Genomic DNA, 24,304 nt, shown 5'->3' with positions numbered 1-24,304 from the left:
CGGGGGTGCCCCCATGGGCGGTTTTATCGACATGCAACAGCTGCACGATGAGTTGCTCACCCACCTCATCAAGACCCTCACACCCGCCCAAATGAAACAACTGGAACCGCACCTGGCCCCGCTGATCCAGAACGCCGCCCAGGCGGTGGCTGAGGACCTGATCGCCTATGCCTACCGTGATCCGGCCTCACGCGGGCGTGGCGATTTAATCCTGGAGTCCTACGCCTCGTTCAAGGCGGTACTGTATTACCGCCTGGCGCACCTGGTATGGCATTTCCCGAACCAGACCAATAGCGTGTTTTCGCGCATTGCCCTCAAGCTGAGCAACCAGGGCAAGGTGCTTTCCGGTGCCGAGATCCACCCAGCGGCACGCATCGGCCGACGCTTCGTGCTGGACCACGGCTACGGCACGGTGATCGGCGAAACCTGCGAGATCGGCAACGACTGCTACATCCTCTGCGGCGTGACCCTGGGAGCTCGAGGCATCGCCAACAACCCCGACGGCAAGCGCCACCCACGCCTGGGCAACAACGTCGAGGTAGGCTCCGGTGCCCGCGTGCTGGGCTATGTGCTGATCGGCGATAACGTGTTTATCAGCCCGTCCTGCGTGATCACCCAGGACGTCCCCGCCGGCACCAAGGTGAAGGTGGTGAACCAGATCCAGCTGCAAAAAAACGATGAATCGGACCACAGCAACTACCTCGGAGCCTTCGCCCTGGAAGAGCGATTGCATGTGGTGGGCGAGATCAACGCCAGCCATAAGGTGACAGTGCTGGACGCCGACTTCCACCCTTTGCCGGGGCTGATGCTGGAGCCCACGGTAAAGGAGCGCCACCACCTGCAATTTCGCTTGCATCGCGTCGAGTCGGGCAGCCATTTACCGCGCTTGCCGCTGAACCTGAAAGTCTGCGGCCCGGAATTTGAAATTACCCTGCTCTCCCCCCCTGGCTTGAGTGCAATGGTGCGCTCCCTGCTGCAAGCCAGCCCACTGATTGTCGGAGGTTGAACATGTCCGTGCACACCATGGAAACCCTGGCGCTGTTCGACAGCGCGCCCTACCAGAATGCCTTCAGCGCCCGGGTGATTGCCGTCAGCGAACACGGCATCGCCCTGGAGCACACGTTGTTCTACCCCACTGGCGGCGGACAGCCAGGCGACACGGGCCATTTCACACTGGCGGACGGTACGCGAGTCGAGGTCACCGGCACTGTGCGCGATCCGGTACTGCGCTCGATCATCTGGCACCAGGTGGAACACTGCCCCACGCAGTTGACTGCAGGCGTACAAGTAGATGCCGGCCTCGATTGGGACCGGCGCTACCAGCACATGAAGATGCACACCTGCCTGCACCTGCTGTGCTCGATCATCGACGCACCGGTCACCGGCTGCAGCATCAGTGCGGACAAGGGCCGACTGGATTTCGACCTGCCGGAAATGACCCTCGATAAAGACAGCATCACCCGCGACCTCAATGCGCTGATCGAACAGGCCCACCCGGTGAAAACCCTGTCGATGCCGGCTTCCGAATACTCGACTCTGCTACAGATCACCCGCACACAGGCCGTGGCCCCGCCGGTGATTCAGGGGTCGGTAAGGGTGATTGAAATCGCCGGCATTGATATCCAGCCGTGTGGGGGCACCCATGTGATCAACACCGAAGAAATCGGCCGGGTGTTCTGCGAGAAGATCGAGAAGAAGAGCAAGCATAACCGCCGGGTAATCCTGCGATTCGAGTGAACACGGTCAACTGTGGGAGGGGGCTTGCCCCCGATTGCAGTCTGTCAGTTGAGGCAGCGGGCACTGCCCCACTGCTATCGGGGGCAGGCCCCCTCCCACATTCATAGGGTTTACACAGATGAATACGGGGTGTCTGCTAGATCACGAACAGGTCCACGAAGCGGTTCACTGGCGTTGCTTCAAGCCGTGCCTGGTCCTTGCACAGTGCAAAAATCTCGGCACTGCGCTGCCCGGTGAACCGCGTCGCCAGGTTGGCCTTGAACTTGTCTTCCAGCAACGGAATGCCCTCCACCCGACGACGGCGATGGCCAATCGGGTATTCCACCGCCACCTGTTCCGTGCAGCTACCGTCCTTGAAAAACACCTGCACCGCATTGGCGATGGAACGCTTGTCGGCCTCCAGGTATTCGCGGCTGTAGCGTGGGTCTTCGACGATGACCATTTTGTCGCGCAACTGATCGATGATCGGATGGGCGGCGTGGAATTCGTCTTCGTACTGCTCGGCCACCAGGTTGCCGAACGCCAACGGCACGGCGGTCATGTATTGCAGGCAATGATCGCGGTCAGCGGCGTTGGCCAGTTGGCCGACCTTGGAGATGATGCGAATCGCCGATTCATGGGTGGTAATCACGATGCGGTCGATTTCATGCAGACGATCTTTCACCCATGGATGCAATGTCACCGCTGCTTCGCAGGCCGTTTGCGCATGGAATTCGGCGGGGAAGCTGATTTTGAACAGTACGTTTTCCATCACATAAGTGCCGTAAGGCTGGGACAGGCTGAACGCGCGTCTATCCTCCGGCTTGAGTGCCAGGTCCTTGTTGGTGTGGCTGAACAGCACGTCGTAGAACCCCCACTGCGGCGCGCTCAGTACGCCAGGAATCCCCATCTCGCCACGCATGGCGATATCCGCCAGACGTACGCCGCGACTCGACGCATCCCCCGCCGCCCAGGATTTTCGCGAGCCGGCATTCGGCGCATGCCGGTAAGTTCGCAATGCCTGCCCATCGACAAACGCATGGGACAAGGCTGCCAGCAATTGCTCACGGTTGGCGCCCATCAGCTTGGCGGTGACAGCCGTGGAGGCGACTTTCACCAGAAGTACATGGTCGAGGCCTACGCGGTTAAAAGAGTTTTCCAGGGCAATTACGCCCTGGATTTCGTGAGCCATGATCATCGCTTCCAGCACCGCGCGCACGGTCAACGGCACGTCGCCATTGGCCACGCGCTTTTGCGACAGATGATCAGCCACAGCGAGGATGCCGCCGAGGTTGTCCGAGGGGTGACCCCATTCGGCAGCGAGCCAGGTGTCGTTGTAGTCAAGCCAACGCACGATGCAGCCGATGTCCCACGCGGCCTTGACCGGATCCAACCGAAACGACGTGCCCGGCACCCGCGCGCCAAACGGCACCACCGTGCCCTCGACGATGGGCCCCAGGTGCTTGGTGCACTCGGGAAAGCGCAGGGCCAACAGGCCACAGCCCAGGGTGTCCATCAGGCAGTTGCGGGCGGTGTCCAGCGCATCCCGGGAGTCGATGCGGTAGTTGAGGACATAGTCAGCAATATCCTGCAGAAGCTGGTCGTAGTCCGGGCGGTTGTTCTGGTCGACGTTGGCGCTCATGGCAGTTCTCCAAAAGGTAGGTGGGGTGACAGTCCTCGGGCTAACGGTTGATGGGGTCATGGCCGGTCTGATCGCCAGCCTTGGGATAGAAGCCCCCACTGTGGGAGCAGTGTCGAACCTTAGAAAGCGTCGCCGGGAACGCGGACGAAACCTTCCATCAATACGCGCGCGCTGCGGCTCATGATGGCTTTCTTCACCACCCATTCGCCGTTGACCTGAGTGGCTTCAGCGCCCACGCGCAAGGTGCCGGACGGATGCCCGAACCGCACCGCGTTGCGCTCCACACCTCCGGCAGCCAGGTTGACCAAAGTCCCGGAAATCGCCGCCGCTGTGCCAATCGCCACCGCCGCCGTGCCCATCATCGCGTGGTGCAGCTTGCCCATGGACAGTGCGCGCACCAGCAGGTCGACATCCCCGGCATTGATTGCCTTGCCGCTGGACGCCACGTAGTCCGCAGGCTTGGCCACGAACGCCACCTTGGGGGTGTGCTGACGCTGGGCGGCTTCGTCCAGGTGTTTGATCAGGCCCATGCGCAAGGCGCCATACGCCCGCACGGTTTCAAACATGGCCAGGGCTTTCGGGTCGCTGTTGATCGCGCCTTGCAGCTCGGTGCCGGTGTAGCCGAGGTCTTCGGCGTTGATGAAGATCGTCGGGATACCAGCGTTGATCAGCGTGGCCTTGAAGGTGCCGACGCCGGGCACTTCCAGGTCGTCGATCAGATTGCCGGTGGGGAACATCGAACCACCGCCGCCCTCTTCTTCCGCCGCCGGGTCCATGAACTCCAACTGCACTTCGGCGGCCGGGAAGGTCACGCCGTCCAGTTCGAAATCACCGGTTTCCTGCACCGCGCCGTCGGTGATTGGCACGTGGGCGATGATGGTCTTGCCGATATTGGCCTGCCACACCCGCACCACCGCCACGCCGTTGTGGGGGACGCGGGCCGGGTCGACCAGGCCGGCGCTGATGGCAAAGGAACCGACCGCCGCCGACAAGTTGCCGCAGTTGCCGCTCCAGTCCACGAAGGGCTTGTCGATGGAGACCTGGCCGAACAGGTAGTCCACGTCATGATCGGCGCGGGTACTTTTGGCCAGGATCACCGTCTTGCTGGTGCTCGATGTCGCGCCGCCCATGCCGTCGATCTGTTTGTCGTAGGGATCGGGGCTGCCGATCACCCGCAACAGCAAGGCGTCGCGCGCAGCACCCGGCACCTGCGCCGATTCGGGCAGGTCCTGGAGGCTGAAAAACACGCCCTTGCTGGTGCCACCACGCATGTAGGTGGCGGGTATCTTGATTTGCGCTACGTGTGCCATGGTGTCCTCTCAGGCCGTCGCTGCCGATTCCAGGAAGTCCTGGGCAAAACGTTGCAACACGCCGCCCGCTTCGTAGATCGACACTTCTTCGGCGGTGTCCAGGCGGCAGGTCACCGGCACTTCGACACGTTCGCCATTCTTGCGGTTGATTACCAGGGTCAACTGCGCACGCGGAGTGCGTGCCCCCACCACGTCATAGGTTTCGCTGCCGTCGATCTTCAGGGTGTGGCGATCCGTGCCTGGCAGGAACTCCAGCGGCAGCACGCCCATGCCCACCAGGTTGGTGCGGTGGATGCGCTCGAAACCTTCGGCGGCAATCGCTTCCACACCCGCCAGGCGCACGCCCTTGGCCGCCCAGTCACGGGACGAGCCTTGGCCGTAGTCGGCGCCGGCGATGATGATCAGTGGCTGCTTGCGCTCCATGTAGGTTTCGATGGCTTCCCACATCCGCGTGACCTGGCCTTCCGGCTCGATCCGCGCCAGGGAACCCTGCTTGACCTTGCCGTTCTCAACCACCATTTCGTTGAACAGTTTCGGGTTGGCGAAGGTCGCGCGCTGCGCGGTCAAATGGTCGCCACGGTGCGTCGCGTAAGAGTTGAAGTCGACTTCCGGCAGGCCCATTTTCGCCAGGTATTCGCCGGCGGCGCTGTCGAGCATGATCGCATTCGACGGCGACAGATGGTCAGTGGTGATGTTGTCCGGCAGCACCGCCAGCGGGCGCATGCCCTTGAGCGGACGGGCACCGGCCAGCGCGCCTTCCCAGTAAGGCGGGCGACGGATGTAGGTGCTTTGCGGGCGCCAGTCATACAGCGGCGCGACTTTCGGGCCGGTGTCTTCGTGGATGGCAAACATCGGGATATACACCGCGCGGAACTGCTCCGGCTTGACCGAGGCCTTGACCACCGCGTCGATCTCTTCGTCGCTCGGCCAGATATCCTGCAGGCGGATTTCCTTGCCGTTGGCGTCGAGGCCGAGCACGTCTTTTTCGATGTCGAAACGGATGGTGCCGGCAATCGCATAGGCCACTACCAGCGGCGGCGAGGCGAGAAAGGCTTGCTTGGCATAGGGGTGGATACGCCCGTCGAAGTTGCGGTTACCCGAAAGCACGGCGGTGGCGTACAGGTCGCGGTCGATGATTTCCTGCTGGATCACGGGGTCGAGCGCACCGGACATGCCGTTGCAGGTGGTGCAGGCAAATGCGACGACACCGAAACCGAGTTTTTCCAGCTCATGACCCAGGCCCGCTTCTTCCAGGTACATGGCCACGGTTTTCGAGCCGGGTGCCAGAGACGATTTGACCCACGGCTTGCGCGTCAGCCCCAGCTTGTTGGCATTGCGCGCCAGCAGGCCGGCGGCAATCACGTTGCGTGGGTTGCTGGTGTTGGTGCAACTGGTGATGGCTGCGATGATCACCGCGCCGTCGGGCATTTGGCCCGGCACTTCATCCCACTGACCGGAAATGCCCTTGGACGCCAGGTCGCTGGTGGCAACGCGGGCATGCGGGTTGCTTGGACCGGCCATGTTGCGCACGACGCTGGACAGGTCGAAAGTGAGGCCGCGCTCGTATTGCGCACCTTTCAGATCATCGGCCCACAGGCCGGTGTGGCGAGCGTATTGCTCCACCAAGGTGACTTGTTCGTCTTCACGGCCAGTGAGCTTGAGGTAGGCGATAGTCTGCTGGTCGATGTAGAACATCGCCGCAGTGGCGCCGTACTCCGGGGCCATGTTGGAAATGGTTGCGCGGTCGCCCAGGGTCAGTGCCGAAGCACCTTCGCCGAAGAACTCCAGCCAGGCACCGACCACTTTCTGTTTACGCAAGAACTCAGTCAGCGCCAGCACCATGTCAGTCGCGGTGATACCCGGCAACAGCTTGCCGGTGAGCTCCACACCAACGCTTTCCGGCAGGCGCATCCATGAGGCGCGGCCGAGCATCACACTTTCCGCTTCCAGGCCGCCGACGCCAATGGCGATCACGCCCAGCGCGTCTACGTGAGGCGTGTGGCTGTCAGTGCCGACGCAGGTGTCCGGGAACGCCACGCCGTCGCGCACCTGGATCACCGGGGACATTTTCTCCAGGTTGATCTGGTGCATGATGCCGTTGCCGGGCGGGATCACGTCGACGTTCTTGAACGCCTTCTTGGTCCACTCGATAAAGTGGAAACGGTCTTCGTTGCGACGGTCTTCAATGGCGCGGTTTTTTTCGAACGCGTCCGGGTCAAAACCACCGGCTTCGACGGCCAGGGAGTGGTCGACGATCAGTTGGGTTGGCACCACCGGGTTCACCTGCGCCGGGTCACCGCCTTGCAGGGCAATGGCATCGCGCAGACCGGCGAGGTCGACCAGGGCGGTCTGGCCGAGGATGTCGTGGCACACCACACGCGCCGGGAACCACGGGAAGTCGAGGTCGCGCTTGCGCTCGATCAGTTGGCTCAGGGACGCGTTGAGGGTGGCCGGGTCGCAGCGACGCACCAGGTTTTCCGCGAGCACGCGGGAGGTGTAAGGCAACGTGGCGTAGGCGCCGGGACTGATTGCATCAACTGCCGCGCGGGCGTCGAAGTAATCCAGGCGGCTGCCGGGAAGCGGTTTGCGGAATTCAGTGTTCATCGTCAGGACTCGGTCACGGTGGTTGCAAAAGGAGCCCACGGATCCTGGGAGGCAATGCGATCAAAAGGTGGGAGCGGGCTTGCTCGCGAAAGCGGTTTAACAGTCGCCATGTGTGTTGAATGACACACCGCTTTCGCGAGCAAGCCCGCTCCCACATTTTTGATCCGGTTTCACCCCGGGATCAGCGGTTTCTCCATTCAGCGACGTTCGATTGGCACGAACTTGCGCTGCTCTACGCCGGTGTATTCGGCGCTTGGACGGATGATGCGGTTGTTGGCGCGCTGTTCAAATACATGCGCGGCCCAGCCGGTGAGGCGTGAGCAGACGAAGATCGGGGTGAAAAGCTTGGTCGGGATACCCATGAAGTGGTATGCCGAGGCATGGTAGAAGTCGGCATTGGGGAACAGTTTTTTCTGTTCCCACATGGTCTTGTCGATGGCTTCAGAGACCGGGAACAGCACCTTGTCACCCACCTCGTCAGCGAGTTTTTTCGACCAGCCTTTGATCACTTCATTACGCGGGTCGCTGTCTTTGTAGATCGCGTGGCCGAAGCCCATGATCTTGTCCTTGCGCGCCAGCATGCCGAGAGTGCCTTCGACCGCTTCTTCAGCGGATGAGAAGCGCTCGATCATCTCCATCGCCGCTTCGTTGGCGCCGCCGTGCAGCGGGCCACGCAGGGAGCCGATAGCGGCAGTGACGCAGGAATACAGGTCGGACAGGGTCGAAGCACACACCCGCGCGGTAAAGGTCGAGGCGTTGAATTCGTGTTCCGCGTAGAGGATCAACGACACGTTCATGACCTTGACGTGCAACTCGCTCGGCTTCTTGCCGTGCAGCAGGTGCAGGAAGTGGCCGCCGATGGAAGGCTCGTCGGTCACGCAGTCGATGCGTTTGCCGTCGTGGCTGAAGCGGTACCAGTAGCACATGATCGCCGGGAAAGCGGCCAGCAGGCGGTCGGTGACGTCGCGCTGCACACTGAAGTCTTTCTCAGGTTCGATGTTGCCCAGGAACGAACAACCGGTGCGCATCACGTCCATCGGGTGGGCGTCGGCGGGGATGCGTTCCAGGACTTCCTTCAGCGCTTGCGGCAGGTCGCGCAGCTTGCTCAGCTTGGCGCTGTAGGCGGCCAGTTCGGTCTGGGTCGGCAATTCGCCGTACAGCAGCAAGTAGGCGACTTCCTCAAACTGCGCATCGGCGGCCAGTTCGCGCACGTCATAGCCGCGATAGGTCAGGCCGGCACCGGCCTGGCCCACGGTGGACAATGCGGTCTGCCCGGCCACCTGGCCGCGCAGGCCGGCCCCACTCAATACTTTTGCTTCAGCCATGTCGGTTCTCCAATCTTGAATTTATTAGGGAGGCTGTTTGTTACTTCTTGGCTGCAAACAGCGCGTCGAGCTTTTGCTCGAAGGTGTGGTAATCGATGCGATCGTAAAGCTCCATGCGGGTTTGCATGGTGTCGATCACATTCTGTTGGGTGCCGTCGCGACGGATCGCGGTGTAGACGTTTTCGGCGGCCTTGTTCATGGCGCGGAAGGCCGAAAGCGGGTACAGCACGATGGAAACATCGGCAGATTTCAACTGTTCGGTGGTGTACAGCGGCGTGGCGCCGAACTCGGTGATGTTGGCCAGTATCGGCGCTTTCACACGGGACGCGAACAGCTTGTACATCTCAAGTTCAGTGATGGCTTCCGGGAATACCATGTCGGCGCCGGCCTCGATGCAAGCGGCGGCGCGCTCCAGGGCTGACTCCAAACCTTCGACGGCCAGGGCATCGGTGCGCGCCATGATCACGAAGCTGTCATCGGTGCGCGCATCCACGGCGGCCTTAATGCGGTCGACCATTTCCTGCTGGGACACGATTTCCTTGTTCGGACGGTGACCGCAGCGCTTGGCGCCCACCTGATCTTCGATATGGATCGCAGCCGCGCCGAACTTGATCATCGACTTGACGGTGCGCGCCACGTTGAACGCCGAGGAGCCGAAGCCGGTGTCGACGTCCACCAGCAGCGGCAGGTCGCACACGTCGGTGATGCGGCGTACGTCGGTCAGCACGTCATCCAGGCCGGTAATGCCCAGGTCCGGCACGCCGAGGGAACCGGCAGCTACGCCGCCACCCGACAGGTAGATCGCCTTGAACCCGGCGCGCTTGGCCAGCAGAGCGTGGTTGGCGTTGATCGCACCGACCACCTGCAAAGGATGCTCGCTGGCGACCGCGTCACGAAAACGCTGGCCTGGAGTCGTCTTATTATTGGAACTCATCATTCACCTCGTGATTGGGCAGTACCGTCCGGGAAGTGACGGGCAATGTTGCGTTTTGACGCGCCGATATGCCGGCGCATCAACAGTTCGGCCAGTTCACCGTCGCGATCGGCAATCGCGTCAAGAATGCGGTGGTGCTCGGCAAAGGCCTGGCGTGGACGATTGGGGGTGGCGGAAAACTGGATGCGGTACATGCGCACCAATTGGTACAGCTCGCCGCAGAGCATTTGGGTCAGAGTACGGTTACCGGCGCCTTGAATGATCCGGTAATGAAAGTCGAAGTCACCTTCCTGCTGGTAATAACCGAGGCCGGCCTGGAAGGCTTTGTCGCGTTCGTGGGTGTGCAGCACCTGGCGCAGCTCTTCGATTTCCGCGTCGGTCATGCGCTCGGCGGCCAGGCGACAGGCCATGCCTTCGAGGGATTCGCGGATTTCATAGAGTTCGACCAGCTCGGCATGGCTTAACGAAACCACGCGCGCGCCGACATGCGGCACGCGCACCAGCAGGCGCTGGCCTTCCAGGCGGTGAATCGCCTCGCGCAGCGGCCCACGGCTGATGCCGTAGGTGCGCGCCAGTTCCGGCTCGGAAATCTTGCTGCCGGGCGCGATCTCACCCTTGACGATGGCGGCCTGGATACGCCGGAAGACGTTCTCGGACATGGTCTGGGAATCGTCTTGCGCCACTACTGGGGATTCCAGCTGATCCAGCATATTGTCGACACCTTTAAAAGCAATGCCGCAAAAACTAGCCAATCAGCCCTGGATAGTCAAAGAATAAATGCACATTGTCGACAATCGTCTAATAACCGCTGTTGCACTCTTCCAGAGCATGGCCGCCTGCCAGCGCTGGCGCCAAAAAAGCATCATGTTAGAATGCACGCCACTTTTGCCTGACATCGCGAGATGAAACGGCGCACGAGGGAGCTTGCGCAGTAATGCCAGTCGCCTTGAATTGAACATCGCACTGCACCGCCTCGGGATTTATGAGACTCAAGCCCTTCCTTTTATTGACTTGCCTCCTGACCGCACCGGGCCTTGGCGTCGCCGCCGAGAAGACCGTGTATGGCCTCAACGAATATGCCCAACTGGCCGGGATCGACCTGGAAGTCGCCGCCAAACTGGACACCGGTGCCAAGACCGCCTCCCTCAGTGCCCGTGATATCAAGCGCTTCAAGCGCAACGGCGAATCCTGGGTGCGCTTCTACCTGGCCATCGACACCGCCCATTCCCACCCCATCGAACGCCCCCTGGCCCGCGTCAGCAAGATCAAGCGCCGCGCCGGTGACTACGACCCCGATGAGGACAAGAACTACACCGCCCGTCCGGTGATTGCCCTGGATATCTGCATGGGCACTGCTTTACGCAGCATCGAAGTGAACTTGACTGACCGCAGCGCTTTCCAATACCCGCTGCTGATCGGCTCCGAAGCGCTGAAACGCTTTGATGCGCTGGTCGACCCCAGTCTTAAATACGCAGCAGGCAAACCCGCCTGCGCCGCCGACGCTCATACCGCCGAGTAAACCGAATGCGCTCTCTGACCCTGCACCTGAAAATCCTGATCGCCATCCTGGTGGTGCTGGGTATTTCGGTCACCGCTTACCAGATCTTCGTGCTGGGGATCCCCGTCACCGAGGACGCCACCGACGACTTGTGGAACATCGACGCCAAGGTCGAGTTCGTCGCCAGCCCGAAAGACCCGGTGAAGATCCAGATGTTCGTGCCGCCCCTGAGCCGCGACTTCGTCAGCCTCAACGAGAGCTTCATCTCGAATAACTACGGCGTGAGCGTCAACCGCACCGATGGCAACCGCAAGGTGACCTGGTCGGCCCGCCGCGCCAAGGGCAACCAGACCCTGTATTACCGCTTGGTCCTCACCAAGCGTTACAGCGGTGAAAAGGTCAAGATCAAGGGCCCGACCTTCCGCGACAGCATTGCCGTGGAAGGCCCGGAAAAGATCGCTGCCGAAGCCCTGCTGGCGCCGATCCGCCAGCACTCGGCCGACGTCGAGACGTTTATCAGCGAAGCCATCAAGCGCACCAACAACCTCAACGATGACAACGTGAAGCTGTTGCTGGCGGGCGATCCGTCTACGCCGCACAAGGCCAAGATCGTCGAGTTGCTGCTGTCCATCGCCCACGTGCCGGTGGAAAAGGTCCACACCATCCGCCTGGTCGCCGACCAGCCGCAAACCCCGGAACTGTGGCTGCGCAGCTTCAACGGCAATGACTGGCTGTACTTCAACCCGGAAACCGGCGAACAAGGCCTGCCCGCCGACCGCCTGCTGTGGTGGACCGGCGATGAAAACCTGATCACCGTCGATGGCGGCAAGAAAGCCACGGTAACCTTCAGCCTGAACAACAGCGAGATGAACGCCATTCGCCTGGCCAAGCTGACCGACGAGAACACCGACGCCAACTTCCTCGAATACTCGCTGTATGGCCTGCCGCTGCAAACCCAGCAGACCTTCATGATTATGGTGATGATCCCGATCGGCGTGCTGGTGATCCTGGTCCTGCGCAACCTGATCGGCTTGCAGACGCTGGGCACGTTCACGCCGGTGCTGATCGCCCTGGCGTTCCGGGAGACGCAGTTGGGCTTCGGGATTGTGCTGTTTACGATTATCACGGCGCTGGGGCTGTCCCTCAGGTCGTACCTGGAACACTTGAAGCTGCAGATGCTGCCAAGACTGTCGGTGGTGCTGACGTTCGTGGTAGTGCTGATCGCGGCCATCAGCCTGTTCAGCCATAAACTGGGGCTGGAGCGCGGGCTGTCGGTGGCGCTGTTCCCGATGGTGATCTTGACCATGACCATCGAACGCCTGTCGATCACCTGGGAAGAGCGTGGCGCCAACCATGCACTGAAGGTGGCGATTGGCACGCTGTTCGCCGCGTCCCTGGCGCACCTGATCATGAGCGTGCCGGAGCTGATCTACTTTGTATTCACCTTCCCGGCGATCCTGCTGATTTTGGTGGGCTTCATGCTGGCCATGGGTCGTTATCGCGGCTACCGCTTGACCGAGCTGGTGCGTTTCAAGGCCTTCTTGAAGGCTGACCAGTAATGTTCGGTTTCTGGAAGACCTGGAAGGCGCTGGAAGCGCGGGGAATCATGGGCATCAACCGGCGTAATGCCGACTATGTGCTCAAGTACAACAAGCGCAGCCTGTACCCCATCGTGGATGACAAGATCATCACCAAGGAACGCGCACTGGCCGCCGGCATCCATGTGCCGGAAATGTACGGGGTGATTTCCACCGAGAAGGAAATCGACAAGCTCGACGAGATCATCGGCGGGCGCAGCGATTTCGTGATCAAACCAGCGCAAGGTGCCGGCGGTGACGGCATCCTGGTGGTGGCGGACCGCTTTGAAGGGCGCTATCGCACGGTGTCCGGCAAGATCATCAGCCACGAAGAGATCGAACATCAGATATCCAGCATCCTCACCGGCCTGTATTCACTCGGCGGCCACCGCGACCGCGCGTTGATTGAGTACCGCGTGGTGCCTGACCAGATCTTCAAGAGCATCAGCTATGAAGGCGTGCCGGACATCCGCATTATCGTGCTGATGGGCTACCCGGTGATGGCCATGCTGCGCTTGCCGACCCGTCAATCGGGCGGCAAGGCCAACCTGCACCAAGGCGCCATCGGCGTGGGTGTGGACCTCGCCACGGGCCTGACCCTGCGCGGCACCTGGCTCAACAACATCATCACCAAACACCCCGACACCACCAACGCGGTGGATGGCGTGCAACTGCCCAACTGGGACGGGTTCATGAAGCTTGCGGCGGGTTGCTATGAGTTGTGCGGGCTGGGGTACATCGGCGTGGACATGGTGCTGGACCAGGAAAAAGGTCCGCTGATTCTTGAGCTGAATGCGCGGCCGGGGCTGAATATCCAGATCGCCAACGACTGCGGTTTGACCCTGCGAACTCATGCAGTAGAGGCGCGGCTGGAAGAGCTGAACGCCGCTGGCGTGACGGAAACGCCGGAGGAGCGGGTGAAGTTTGCGCAGGAAATGTTTGGGCATATTCCGCCCGTAGAAGGTTAACGCGACTTTTCATCGCCTTATCCCCGACATCCCCTCTAGGAGCAAATCCTACGGGGGACTACAATCCCCTCCCCCGCGCCATTAGCTGATCCACCCCGCATGTCGACCTGCTCCGTATATACGCTGCCCTATCGGGCTAACCCCGCCGAGTATTTTGCGGCGATTCGCCATGCGCCTGGCGCGGTGCTGCTGGATAGCGGGCGACCGGCAGCCGAGCGTGGGCGGTATGACGTGCTGAGTGCCTGGCCACGCGCAACCTTGACGGTTTCACCTGACGAAAGTGGTAGTGATTTCCTGCAACGCTTGCGGAAAAGCCTTACCCAGTTGGGGAAAGCAGACCTGCCCACCGGGTGTGAACTGCCGTTTGCCGGCGGCCTGATCGGCTATTTGAGCTATGACTTCGGCCGGCACCTTGAGCAAATGCCACACCTTGCCGTGGACGATCTGCACCTGCCGGATGCGCGTTTCGGGCTGTATGCCTGGGCGCTGATCAGTGATCATCAGGCCCGGACCAGCCAGCTTGTGTTTCATCCCGCACTGGCGGAGACAGAGCGGCAACGCTTGATCACCCTGTTCGGCCGGCCGGTAGCCGACAACACGGCGACCTTCAAACTTAACGGCCCCATGGCCCCGGACCTCACCGGTGAGGCCTACCGCCAGGCAATCGTGCGCATCCAGGACTACATCCAGGCCGGCGACTGCTACCAGGTCAACTTTGCCCAGCGCTTCCGTGCGTCGTGTGTCGGCGATCCCTGGGTCGCCTACTGCGCCCTGCGCGAAGCCTGCCCAACGCCGTTCTCCGGGTTCCAGAGCCTGCCGGACGACGGCGCGGTGCTGAGCCTGTCGCCCGAGCGTTTCGTGCATGTCAGCGAGCGCCGCGTCGAGACCCGCCCCATCAAAGGCACTCGCCCACGCGGTCTGACGCCCGAAGAGGACGCCGCCAACGCCGCCGAACTGCTGGCCAGTCCCAAAGACCGCGCCGAAAACCTGATGATCGTCGACCTGCTGCGCAACGACCTCGGCCGTACCTGCCGCACCGGCTCGGTGAGCGTGCCGGAACTGTTCAACCTGGAAAGCTACCCCAACGTGCACCACCTGGTGAGCAGCGTTATCGGCGAATTGGCCGACGGCAAAGACGCCCTCGACCTCATCGCCGGCAGCTTTCCCGGCGGCTCCATCACCGGCGCGCCGAAGATCCGCGCGATGCAGATCATCGACGAGCTGGAGCCGACGCGACGCGGGTTGTACTGCGGTTCGCTGGTGTACCTGGACGTGCGTGGCGAGATGGACAGCTCCATCGCCATCCGCAGCCTGCTGGTCAAGGATGGGCAGGTATGTTGCTGGGGGGGCGGCGGGATTGTCGCGGACTCGCAGTGGGAAGCGGAGTACCAGGAGTCGCTGACCAAGGTGAAGGTGTTGTTACACACTTTGGAAAACCTGTAGTCGCCAAGCCCCTCCTGGCTCTCGGACGCAAAGCCGCCCGGCAGGAAAAAACCTGAATCAGAACGTCTATGGACGACATTCGAGCTGGACGATAGCGTCCGGCTCGGACCGTCCACTAGCCGTCTGTGAGGGATCACATGAACCGACTGCTTACTCTTAAGAAATTGTTTCCGAGATTGCATCTCGATCCAACCGCGCCTATATTCTCCCAAATTGGGAGGATGAAGCGATGCGCATAATCGCTCTCTCAACCCTACGAATATTCTGGGAAAGCCACTCAGCTTGTTCCGACGCCAAAACACCGCTGGTCGAACTGTACCGTCATTTGGAGAAAGCCACTTACCCAACGCCGCAAGCACTCAAAGCAGAGCTTAGAGCGGCAAGTATCCTGAAAGGTGGCAGGGTTGCCTTCAACGTGGGCGGCAACAAATATCGAGTGATCATGGCGATCGATTATCAGCGCCAGCTTGGGTTCATACGTTTCGTGGGGACGCATGCGCAGTACGACCAGATCAACGCGGAGACCGTGTGATGAACATCAAACCTATACATTCCCAGGAAGACCTGACCGCGGCACTCACGCGCGTCGAGCAGCTATGGGGAGCCGAAGTCGGCTCACCGGAAGGTGACGAGCTCGAAATTCTTGCAGTCCTCATAGAGAAATACGAGGCAGAACATTATCCGATGCCACCTTCGGATCCAGTGGAAGCGATTAAATTTCGCATGGAGCAGTTGGGCATGACCGCTCGGGATCTTGAGCCTTTCATCGGGACAAGCGGGCGTGTGTCCGAAGTATTGAATCACAAGCGCAAGCTGAGCTTGTCGATGATCAAGCGCCTGCATGAAGGCTTAAGTATTCCTTATGAGCGCTTGCTGGCTGGCGTCTGAGATTTACGGTGTTTGTAAGGACCTCATCGCGGGCAAGCCCGGCTCCCACATTTTGACGTGTAGACCCGTTCACGTGTGGGCGCTGGCTTGCCTGTGAAGGGGCCACCAGCCTTGGCGAAAACCTACAGGCTCAACGGCCGATTCGACGCCTTGATGAACGCCTGCTTCAGATCCTCGAACGTATGCACCGCCGGGAATTGCGGGAATTCGCGGATCACGTTCTCCGGCGCATGGAACAGAATCCCACAGTCGGCTTCGCCCAGCATGGTGGTGTCGTTGTAAGAGTCGCCGGCGGCGATCACCCGGTAGTACAGACTCTTGAAGGCCAGCACGGATTGGCGCTTCGGATCTTTCTGGCGCAGTTGGTAACTGACCACGCGATCGGTGTCGTCGGTAATCAGCCGATGGCACAGCAGGGTCGGGAAACCCAGTTGGCGCATCAGGGGTTGGGAAAATTCATAGAAGGTGTCGGACAGGATCACCACCTGGAAGCGCTCGCGCAGCCAGTTGACGAATTCGATGGCGCCGTCCAACGGCTTGAGAGTGGCGATCACTGCCTGGATGTCGGCGAGCTTGAGCCCGTGTTCGTCGAGGATGCGCAGGCGTTGCTTCATCAGCACGTCATAGTCGGGAATGTCCCGGGTAGTCGCCCGCAGGGATTCAATACCGGTTTTTTCGGCGAAGGCGATCCAGATTTCCGGAACCAGCACCCCTTCCAGGTCGAGACAGGCAATTTCCACAAGACACTCCCATTTGTAGTTTGTTGGTTGAGCGAGCAAAAGGACTGCCGAACTCTAGCGATTCAAGCTCACCGCCGCAACGCAGAGCGGATTTTGATACCATCGCTCCCCTATAGAGCGCTCAGCGCCACTGACCTGTAGGAACCGTCCTGATGAACCAAGCCTTCGACGTCGCTGAACTCGCCGCGACTTACGCCAACAAATCCGCCCAGGATATTCTCAAGCTGGCGTTCAGCCAGTTCGGTGATGACCTGTGGATTTCCTTCAGCGGTGCCGAGGACGTGGTGCTGGTCGACATGGCCTGGAAGCTGAACAAGAACGTCAAGGTATTCAGCCTCGACACCGGCCGCCTGCACCCGGAAACCTACCGGTTCATCGAGCAGGTACGCGAGTTCTACAAAATCGACATCGAGTTGATCTCGCCGGACCAGAGCAAGCTGGAACCCTTCGTCAAAGAGAAGGGCCTGTTCAGCTTCTATAAGGACGGCCATGGCGAATGCTGCGGCGTGCGCAAGATCGAGCCGCTGCGCCGCAAACTCGCAGGCGTGAATGCCTGGGCCACCGGCCAGCGCCGTGACCAGAGTCCCGGTACCCGCAGCCAAGTGGCGGCGCTGGAAATTGACACAGCCTTCTCCACCCCGGAACGCACGCTGTACAAGTTCAACCCGCTGGCGCAGATGACCAGTGAGGAAGTCTGGGGTTACATCCGCATGCTGGAGCTGCCGTACAACAGCCTGCATGAGCGCGGCTTTATCAGCATCGGCTGCGAGCCCTGCACCCGGCCGGTGCTGCCGAACCAGCATGAACGCGAAGGTCGCTGGTGGTGGGAAGAAGCCACGCAGAAGGAATGCGGTCTGCATGCCGGGAACATCATCAGCAAGGCCTAAGGGCTTCGCGATCAAATAATCAATGTGGGAGCGGGCTTGCCCGCGATCGCGGTGGATCAGTCGCTGTTGTCGTGACTGATACTCTGTCATCGCGGGCAAGCCCGCTCCCACATTTGTTATGTGTTTAACACTGAAGGTGTACACACAGATGTAACCATAGGTGGCATTTATGTGTGCAATTTTCTGTGATCCGCCCCCTAACGTAACACCTCTATCCACCCGCAGTTTCCCACCGTGCATCGCACGCTTCCCACAGCAAAATAAATAGCTGTTCAAACGGTCAATTTTTATCGTTTGTAATTCAGATAGTTATTTCAAGAACATGCAAATAGGAAATTACCTCCAGCTTTCATAGATCAAAAACTGGCACGTAAGTGGCTTAAGGTGAAATGCGCTTTGTATACAATAAATACAAAACATACATACACTTTGCCATCTGCGGCCTGGCTGCCGATGCGCTGGAGCCTGCCGGAATGCGTCCAAGCCTCTCGAACAATATCGCACTGGATCTGCCCTCCTCGCCCCTCAACCCCGAAGCGACAAGCCCCGGCCCCCTGGTGCTGAGCCCACGGCTGCACAACAAAGACCTGGCCCCGACCAAGGTCGAAGGCCGACGCTGGGGGCGCTACAGCATTTTTGCACTGTGGACCAACGACGTGCACAACATCGCCAACTATTCCTTCGCCATTGGCTTGTATGCCTTGGGTCTGGGCGGTTGGCAGATTCTGTTGTCCCTGGGTATCGGCGCGGCGCTGGTGTACTTCTTCATGAACCTGTCGGGTTATATGGGGCAGAAGACCGGTGTGCCGTTCCCAGTGATGAGTCGAATCAGCTTCGGCATCCATGGCGCGCAGATTCCGGCGTTGATCCGCGCAGTGATTGCGATTGCCTGGTTCGGTATCCAGACCTACCTGGCCTCGGTGGTTTTCCGCGTGTTGCTGACGGCAATTCATCCAGGTTTTGCCGACTATGACCACAACTCGATCCTGGGCCTGTCGTCCCTCGGCTGGGCCTGTTTTGTGACGATCTGGCTGGTGCAGCTGGTGATCCTGGCCTACGGCATGGAGATGGTGCGCCGCTACGAAGGCTTCGCCGGACCGGTGATTCTGCTGACGGTAGCGTCACTGGCCGGCTGGATGTACTTCCAGACGGGCGGGAACATCGCCTGGTCGATCCGCGACCCGCTGAGCGGCGGCGAGATGTGGCGCAATATCTTTGCCGGTGGCGCGCTGTGGCTGGCGATCTACGGCACGCTGATCCTCAATTTCTGCGACTTCGCCCGCTCTTCGCCGTGCCGCAAGACCATCCAGGTCGGCAATTTCTGGGGCCTGCCGGTGAATATCCTGGTGTTTGCCGCGATCACCGTGCTGCTGTGCGGCGGGCAATTCCAGCTTAACGGCCGGGTGATCGAAAGCCCCACTGAAATCATCGCGGCCATTCCCAGCACCTTTTTCCTGGTGCTCGGTTGCCTGGCGTTCCTGATCGTTACCGTGGCAGTGAACATCATGGCCAACTTCGTCGCACCAGCCTTTGTGCTGAGCAACCTGGCGCCCAAGTACCTGAACTTCCGCCGCGCCGGTTTGATCAGTGCCACCGTGGCGGTGCTGATCTTGCCGTGGAACCTCTACAACAGCCCGTTGGTGATCGTGTATTTCCTCTCCGGCCTGGGTGCCCTGCTGGGGCCGTTGTATGGGGTGATCATGGTTGATTACTGGCTGATCCGTAAAAGCCGGGTGGACGTGTTGCAGCTGTATAGCGAAGACCCAAATGGCGTTTATTACTACAGCCGTGGGGTCAATTTACGCGCGGTGGCAGCATTCATTCCCGCAGCCGTGATCGCCATTCTCCTGGCGCTGCTGCCCGGTTTCGCCAGTGTTTCACCGTTTTCCTGGATGTTTGGCGCTGGTATTGCAGGGTTGCTCTACCTGCTGATCGCCAAGCGTCAGCCGTTCTACGCCGATGTCAGCGGCGAAAGCATTGCAGTCGATAACGTCAGTCATTAATCAAGGACACTCCATGCGTATCCTCGTGGTCAACGTCAACACCACCGAATCCATCACTGAAACCATCGCCCAGCAGGCACGGGCTGTGGCTGCGCCGGGCACTGAGATTGTCGGGCTCACGCCCTACTTCGGCGCGGAGTCGGTGGAAGGCAACTTTGAAAGCTACCTGGCGGCCATCGCCGTGATGGACCGCGTGATGGCCTACGACCAGCCGTTCGACGCGGTGATCCAGGCCGGTTACGGTGAGCACGGCCGCGAAGGCTTGCAGGAGTTGCTCAACGTGCCGGTGGTGGACATCACCGAAGCGGCCGCCAGTACCGCGATGTTTCTGGGCCATGCCTATTCGGTGGTGACCACGCTGGACCGCACCGTGCCGCTGATCGAAGACCGCCTGAAACTGGCCGGCTTGTATCAACGCTGTGCCTCGGTACGGGCCAGCGGCATGGCAGTGCTGGAGTTGGAAGAGAACCCGCGGGCGGCGATGGAAGCCATCGTGCGCCAGGCGGAACTCGCCATCAGCGAAGACAAGGCTGAAGTGATCTGCCTGGGCTGCGGCGGCATGGCCGGGCTGGACGAGCAGATCCGCCAGCGCACCGGCGTGCCAGTGGTGGACGGCGTAACCGCCGCAGTGACCATCGCCGAATCGCTGGTGCGGTTGGGGTTGTCGACGTCGAAGATCAGGACTTATGCGACGCCAAGGCCGAAAAAAATCATCGGCTGGACGCGTTAAAACGCTGGCTCAACTGCTGTTCGGCAAACTGCTCGATGATGAAATCCACAAACGCGCGGGTCTTGCCGGGTAGCAGTTTATGTTCGGCGTAGTAAATGGAGATGTTGCCGTCGTCGACGTACCAGTCGGGCAGCACCCGCACCACCGCGCCGCTGTCCAGAAACGTCACGGCCATGGGCATGCTCACTAAGGCGATGCCCAGGCCCTGCGCGCTGGCGCAGCAGGCAGCTTCAGAGTCGCTCATGGTCATTCTCGGCTTGAGCACCAGCGGGCGGTGCTCACGCTCGGTGCTGGTCAACTGCCAGGAGCGTACGCGGCCGGTTTGGGGGGAGCGGATGAGAATCCCCGTGCAGCGCGCCAAGTCCTCTGGGGTCAATACCGGCGCGCGTCGCGCCAGGTAATCCGGCGACGCCACCAATACCCGATGTGCCGGTGTGAGTTTACGCGCCACGACCCCCTGGGGCAGTTCAAAACCGCCGCCGATGGCCGCATCGAAACCTTGGCCGATCAGGTCCACCTGACGGTTATCGAAATGCCAATCCGGGCTGATGTCTGGAAAGCGCTGCATGAACTCCCCCAGCAGTGGCACCACATAGCGATTGCCAAACACGGTGCCCATGCTGACCTTGAGCGTCCCTACCGGCCGCCCTTCAGCGCTCGCCAGGTTGGCCATGGCGTTCTGGATGGTGGTGAGGCTACCGCTGACCTCTTCCAGAAACAGTTTTCCGGCTTCGGTCAGGGTGAGACGCCGAGTGCTGCGCTGGAACAATCTCACCCCCAGGCGCGCCTCCAGCTTGGCGACACTTTTGCCGACGGCTGCCGGGGTCAGGCTCAGGTGCCGGGCAGCCTCCGCAAAGCTACCGCCTTCAGCGCTGCGCACGAAGCATTCGATACTGCCAAAGCTCTCCATATCGACTCACTCTAAACTTTTGGTTTACACAGACTATAGCAATCACGGTCTACCGGGAGGGACTGGCGAGGTCGATACTCGCCCCCAACAACAAGGCATCCTGCCTTGAACAGCTAGGAGATCGACATGACCACACAGAACCTCAGCGGCAAAGTCGCCTTGATCCAAGGCGGTTCCCGCGGCATCGGCGCCGCCATCGTCAAGCGCCTCGCAGCGCAGGGTGCAGCAGTCGCCTTTACTTACGTCAGCTCGGTCGCCAAGGCTGAAGAACTGCAGAACAGCGTGATCAGCGAGGGCGGCAAAGCCCTGGCGATCCACGCCGACAGCGCCGATGCCGGGGCGATCCGCAACGCCGTCAACGCCACCGTCGAAGCCTTTGGTCGCCTGGACATTCTGGTGAACAACGCCGGTGTACTGGCCATCGCGCCGCTGGAAGATTTCAAGCTGGAAGATTTTGACCAGACGTTAGCGATCAATGTACGCAGCGTGTTTATCGCGACCCAGGAAGCGGCCAAGCATATGGCTGACGGCGGTCGGGTGATCAACATTGGTAGCACCAATGCCGAGCGCATGCCGTTTGGCGGTGGCGGCCCGTACGCCATGAGCAAGGCGGCGCTGGTGGGGTTGACCAAGGGCCTGGCGCGAGATCTGGGGCCACGCGGCATTACCATCAACAACGTGCAGCCTGGGCCGGTGGACACCGATATGAACCCGGCGAACAGCGATTTTGCCGAAAGCTTGATCGGGCTGATGGCGGTGGGGCGTTACGGGCATGTGGAAGAGATCGCCAGCTTTGTGGCTTACCTCGCAGGGCCGGAAGCGGGTTACATCACAGGTGCCAGTTTGACCATCGATGGTGGCTTCAGCGCCTAGTACTTCTTAAACACTGCAAAACCCTGTGGGAGCGGGCTTGCTCGCGAAGGCTGAGTATCGGTCACTTAATACATCGACTGATACACCGCTTTCGCGAGCAAGACCGCTCCCACAGGGTTGACCTGTGTTTGATTCAGGGACGGGGCGGCAAGCCATAGGCCGCCAGGTCAAAGTCCGCGAGCTTGCGGATGATCTGGTCGGCATGGTGGTACTTGCTGTCGGCCATGGCTTCATCCGGCACGGCGATGGCGGTCATGTGCGCGGCCTTGGCGGCGGTGACGCCAAACGGCGAGTCTTCGAACACCAGGCAGTCCTCGGGCGCAACGCCCAGGCGGCGGGCGGCGGTGAGGAAGATGTCCGGCGCAGGCTTGGCGGCACCGACTTCCGGGTCGTCAGCGGTGACGATGGTATCGAACAGGCCAAACCATTCGCGGTGCAGCGTGGTCTTGTGGCCGAACGAATTGCGCGACGAACTGGTGCCCACCGCAATCGGGATATTGTGCGCTTTCAAGTGCCGCACCAAAGCTTCAGCGCCAGGCATGCCCAATGCCTTGGGGAAGCGCTCGCTCATCAGCGGCTCGCGTATTTCCAGGAACTGCGCCGGTGTGATCGGCAAATCCAGCGCCTTCACCACATAGTCAGCCAAGTCCTGGGCACCGCGCCCGATGATGTGCTGCTTGATGCCCCAATCGTAGGTACGGCCGTAGCGTTCGGCGATGATCTGCGTAACTTCGGTGTAGATGCCTTCGGTATCCAGCAACAACCCGTCCATATCGAAAATCACGGCCTTGATTGGACCGACTGCGGTACGCGGTGCATTCATCGCAACAGAACCTTGGGAGAGGACTAAAAGGATTCAGCACAATAACGGCCACGCTTGCCGGCAAGCAACCCTTTAGACTGTAGTCCCTTCCTTTCGAAGTACCCGCAATGCTCTTCCGTCTCGCTGCCGACAGCCTGGTGCTGTTTCACCTCACCTTTATTCTGTTCGTGCTGTTTGGCGGCTTGCTCGCGCTCAAGTGGCGCCGGGTAATCTGGCTGCATTTGCCGGCGGCCGCCTGGGGCGTGGCGGTGGAAGTGCTGCACCTGCCCTGCCCGTTGACCCGGTGGGAAAACCTGCTTCGTCACCTCGCCGGACAAGACGGTTACGGCGGTGGTTTTGTCGAGCATTACATCCTCACGCTGATCTACCCGGCGGGGCTGACCCCTGGGATTCAATTGGCGCTCGGGACGGTGGTGCTGCTGATCAATATCGCGGTGTATGCGTGCTTGATCAGGCGTGCGCAGGCAAGCAACCAAGGTTGGCCAACGTAGCTTCCACCGCGGCTTCGAGCGGCGTATGCGGCTCATGGCCCAGGGCCACCAACAGGCGTTGGTTATCCATGCGCAAGGGGGTTTGCCACAGGTAGCGCATCTCTTGCATCTCGCGCAGGGTGACGACAAAGGGTGCCGCCACTTTCAGCAACCACCACGGGAAACGATTGACGCGCGGTTGATGCCCCGTCCTACGCAGCATTACGCGCTGAATCGCTTGGACCATCTGTGTGCCATCCGCGTCCACGTGCCCGGCCATGTGGAAGCAGGCGAAGGCGTCGAGGGTTGCTCGACGCTCAATCAGCTCGACCATCGTGCGCGCTACATCGGGCAGATACGCCCACTGATGCATCACACCCGGGGCACCTGGGTAGTTGACGACCTGCACCGGCTTTCCGGGCTTGACCAAACCCTGGGCAAACCAGTTGTTAGCCACCCGCGCGCCGAAAAAGTCCCCGGCGCGCACGATCAGCGCCCGCGCCCCCTGACGGGAGGCGTCCAGCAAGCGCTGCTCCAAGTGCACGCGGATTGCGCCTTTGCGGGTCTGCGGGTGCTGAGGTGAATCCTCGTGCAACACCGGGAATGCATCCGGCCCGTAGTTATAGACCGTACCGGGCAATACGATAGTGGCGCCTTCGACGAGGGCTGCTGCGATGGTGTTGTCGATCATCGGCAGCACCTGCTCCGCCCAATTGCGATAACCGGGTGGGTTGACCCCGTGCACGATGACCGCGCAGCCACGGGCAGCCGCCAGTACCGCATCACGATTGAGCGCATCGCCTTCAACCCAGGTAAACGCTGCGTTCTGGCTGCGGGCTCTGTCGACATCACGGGTCAACGCACACACTTCCCAGCTTGCAGCACTCAGCTGTCGCGCCACTTCACCGCCTATCCCGCCGGTTGCACCCAGAACCAGAACCTTTTTCATGGCCTTCTCCCACA

Annotated in this window: 23 protein-coding genes; 13 read left to right on the top strand and 10 right to left on the bottom strand. The window is 60.8% G+C overall.

The annotated features are described in order from the left end of the window. Positions 1-13: 13 nt before the first annotated feature. Both AB4O08_RS19755 and AB4O08_RS19750 read left to right on the top strand, forming a co-directional pair. Positions 14-1,006: a serine O-acetyltransferase gene (locus tag AB4O08_RS19755; RefSeq protein ID WP_010208483.1), complete on the top strand. Its 993-nt coding sequence runs from the start codon at positions 14-16 to the stop codon at positions 1,004-1,006. A 2-nt stretch (positions 1,007-1,008) separates the two neighbouring features. Next, complete coding sequence (locus AB4O08_RS19750; protein ID WP_010208482.1) at positions 1,009-1,737, top strand: alanyl-tRNA editing protein; 729 nt, start codon at positions 1,009-1,011, stop codon at positions 1,735-1,737. A gap of 136 nt (positions 1,738-1,873) precedes the next feature. Here the strand turns inward: AB4O08_RS19750 and prpD are convergent, their stop codons facing one another. From prpD to AB4O08_RS19720, 6 genes are all read right to left on the bottom strand, one after another. Then, complete coding sequence (prpD, locus tag AB4O08_RS19745) at positions 1,874-3,358, bottom strand: 2-methylcitrate dehydratase (RefSeq protein WP_010208479.1); 1,485 nt, start codon at positions 3,356-3,358, stop codon at positions 1,874-1,876. A 119-nt stretch (positions 3,359-3,477) separates the two neighbouring features. Then, complete coding sequence (prpF, locus tag AB4O08_RS19740; RefSeq protein ID WP_010208477.1) at positions 3,478-4,668, bottom strand: 2-methylaconitate cis-trans isomerase PrpF; 1,191 nt, start codon at positions 4,666-4,668, stop codon at positions 3,478-3,480. Positions 4,669-4,677: 9 nt separating this feature from the next. Continuing rightward, positions 4,678-7,272, bottom strand: coding sequence for a Fe/S-dependent 2-methylisocitrate dehydratase AcnD (acnD, locus tag AB4O08_RS19735; protein WP_010208475.1), 2,595 nt, complete (start codon positions 7,270-7,272; stop codon positions 4,678-4,680). 197 nt (positions 7,273-7,469) lie between these two features. Beyond that, the gene (gene prpC, locus AB4O08_RS19730; RefSeq protein ID WP_010208473.1) at positions 7,470-8,597 is read right to left on the bottom strand and encodes a bifunctional 2-methylcitrate synthase/citrate synthase; all 1,128 of its coding nucleotides are present in this window, start codon (positions 8,595-8,597) and stop codon (positions 7,470-7,472) included. Positions 8,598-8,637: 40 nt separating this feature from the next. Continuing rightward, a complete protein-coding gene (gene prpB, locus AB4O08_RS19725; RefSeq protein ID WP_021491517.1) occupies positions 8,638-9,531 on the bottom strand; it encodes a methylisocitrate lyase in 894 nt (297 codons plus the stop codon). Beyond that, complete coding sequence (locus tag AB4O08_RS19720) at positions 9,531-10,241, bottom strand: GntR family transcriptional regulator (RefSeq protein WP_010208471.1); 711 nt, start codon at positions 10,239-10,241, stop codon at positions 9,531-9,533. Before AB4O08_RS19720 ends, prpB begins: the two co-directional genes overlap by 1 nt. A gap of 272 nt (positions 10,242-10,513) precedes the next feature. Here AB4O08_RS19720 and rloA point away from each other — a divergent pair, with 272 nt between their 5' ends. The 6 genes from rloA (at position 10,514) to AB4O08_RS19690 (ending at position 15,905) form a co-directional block, all read left to right on the top strand. Next, the gene (gene rloA, locus AB4O08_RS19715) at positions 10,514-11,050 is read left to right on the top strand and encodes a retropepsin-like aspartic peptidase RloA (protein WP_021491515.1); all 537 of its coding nucleotides are present in this window, start codon (positions 10,514-10,516) and stop codon (positions 11,048-11,050) included. Between the two features lie 5 nt (positions 11,051-11,055). Continuing rightward, positions 11,056-12,588 (top strand): osmotic stress tolerance membrane protein RloB, encoded by a 1,533-nt coding sequence (gene rloB / locus AB4O08_RS19710; RefSeq protein ID WP_021491514.1) that lies wholly within the window; start codon positions 11,056-11,058, stop codon positions 12,586-12,588. Further along, on the top strand, positions 12,588-13,574 hold the full coding sequence (locus AB4O08_RS19705; protein ID WP_010208468.1) for an alpha-L-glutamate ligase-like protein: 987 nt from the start codon (positions 12,588-12,590) through the stop codon (positions 13,572-13,574). The genes rloB and AB4O08_RS19705 overlap by 1 nt, the downstream gene beginning before the upstream one ends. A gap of 99 nt (positions 13,575-13,673) precedes the next feature. Next, complete coding sequence (gene pabB, locus AB4O08_RS19700; protein WP_047540284.1) at positions 13,674-15,017, top strand: aminodeoxychorismate synthase component I; 1,344 nt, start codon at positions 13,674-13,676, stop codon at positions 15,015-15,017. Positions 15,018-15,246: 229 nt separating this feature from the next. After that, the gene (locus tag AB4O08_RS19695; protein ID WP_047540280.1) at positions 15,247-15,549 is read left to right on the top strand and encodes a type II toxin-antitoxin system HigB family toxin; all 303 of its coding nucleotides are present in this window, start codon (positions 15,247-15,249) and stop codon (positions 15,547-15,549) included. After that, the gene (locus tag AB4O08_RS19690; RefSeq protein ID WP_010208463.1) at positions 15,549-15,905 is read left to right on the top strand and encodes a helix-turn-helix domain-containing protein; all 357 of its coding nucleotides are present in this window, start codon (positions 15,549-15,551) and stop codon (positions 15,903-15,905) included. Before AB4O08_RS19695 ends, AB4O08_RS19690 begins: the two co-directional genes overlap by 1 nt. A gap of 122 nt (positions 15,906-16,027) precedes the next feature. Here AB4O08_RS19690 and thrH read toward each other — a convergent pair whose 3' ends face one another. Then, the gene (thrH, locus tag AB4O08_RS19685) at positions 16,028-16,645 is read right to left on the bottom strand and encodes a bifunctional phosphoserine phosphatase/homoserine phosphotransferase ThrH (protein ID WP_010208462.1); all 618 of its coding nucleotides are present in this window, start codon (positions 16,643-16,645) and stop codon (positions 16,028-16,030) included. Positions 16,646-16,797: 152 nt separating this feature from the next. On the opposite strand from thrH, the gene AB4O08_RS19680 reads away from it, so the two are divergent. From AB4O08_RS19680 to AB4O08_RS19670, 3 genes are all read left to right on the top strand, one after another. Then, positions 16,798-17,532, top strand: coding sequence for a phosphoadenylyl-sulfate reductase (locus AB4O08_RS19680; RefSeq protein ID WP_010208461.1), 735 nt, complete (start codon positions 16,798-16,800; stop codon positions 17,530-17,532). 473 nt (positions 17,533-18,005) lie between these two features. Next, complete coding sequence (locus AB4O08_RS19675; protein ID WP_047540275.1) at positions 18,006-19,535, top strand: NCS1 family nucleobase:cation symporter-1; 1,530 nt, start codon at positions 18,006-18,008, stop codon at positions 19,533-19,535. A 13-nt stretch (positions 19,536-19,548) separates the two neighbouring features. After that, positions 19,549-20,265 (top strand): aspartate/glutamate racemase family protein, encoded by a 717-nt coding sequence (locus tag AB4O08_RS19670; RefSeq protein WP_460114295.1) that lies wholly within the window; start codon positions 19,549-19,551, stop codon positions 20,263-20,265. On the opposite strand, the gene AB4O08_RS19665 is transcribed toward AB4O08_RS19670, so the two are convergent. Continuing rightward, the gene (locus AB4O08_RS19665) at positions 20,246-21,175 is read right to left on the bottom strand and encodes a LysR family transcriptional regulator (protein WP_460114294.1); all 930 of its coding nucleotides are present in this window, start codon (positions 21,173-21,175) and stop codon (positions 20,246-20,248) included. The two genes, AB4O08_RS19670 and AB4O08_RS19665, sit on opposite strands and share 20 nt — an antisense overlap. A gap of 126 nt (positions 21,176-21,301) precedes the next feature. Between AB4O08_RS19665 and AB4O08_RS19660 the strand changes: the two genes are divergently transcribed. After that, positions 21,302-22,048, top strand: a complete 747-nt coding sequence (locus AB4O08_RS19660; RefSeq protein ID WP_010208456.1) for a 3-oxoacyl-ACP reductase family protein — start codon at positions 21,302-21,304, stop codon at positions 22,046-22,048. A gap of 133 nt (positions 22,049-22,181) precedes the next feature. Here AB4O08_RS19660 and AB4O08_RS19655 read toward each other — a convergent pair whose 3' ends face one another. Then, the gene (locus AB4O08_RS19655; RefSeq protein WP_010208454.1) at positions 22,182-22,871 is read right to left on the bottom strand and encodes an HAD-IA family hydrolase; all 690 of its coding nucleotides are present in this window, start codon (positions 22,869-22,871) and stop codon (positions 22,182-22,184) included. A 107-nt stretch (positions 22,872-22,978) separates the two neighbouring features. On the opposite strand from AB4O08_RS19655, the gene AB4O08_RS19650 reads away from it, so the two are divergent. Then, positions 22,979-23,362, top strand: a complete 384-nt coding sequence (locus AB4O08_RS19650) for a DUF2784 domain-containing protein (protein WP_021491507.1) — start codon at positions 22,979-22,981, stop codon at positions 23,360-23,362. Here the strand turns inward: AB4O08_RS19650 and AB4O08_RS19645 are convergent. Beyond that, positions 23,322-24,290, bottom strand: a complete 969-nt coding sequence (locus tag AB4O08_RS19645) for an NAD-dependent epimerase/dehydratase family protein (RefSeq protein ID WP_460114293.1) — start codon at positions 24,288-24,290, stop codon at positions 23,322-23,324. The two genes, AB4O08_RS19650 and AB4O08_RS19645, sit on opposite strands and share 41 nt — an antisense overlap. Positions 24,291-24,304 lie beyond the last annotated feature (14 nt).

The sequence above is a fragment of the Pseudomonas sp. H3_E07 genome, assembly GCF_054668895.1.
This window is presented reverse-complemented; position numbering and strand designations above follow the sequence as displayed.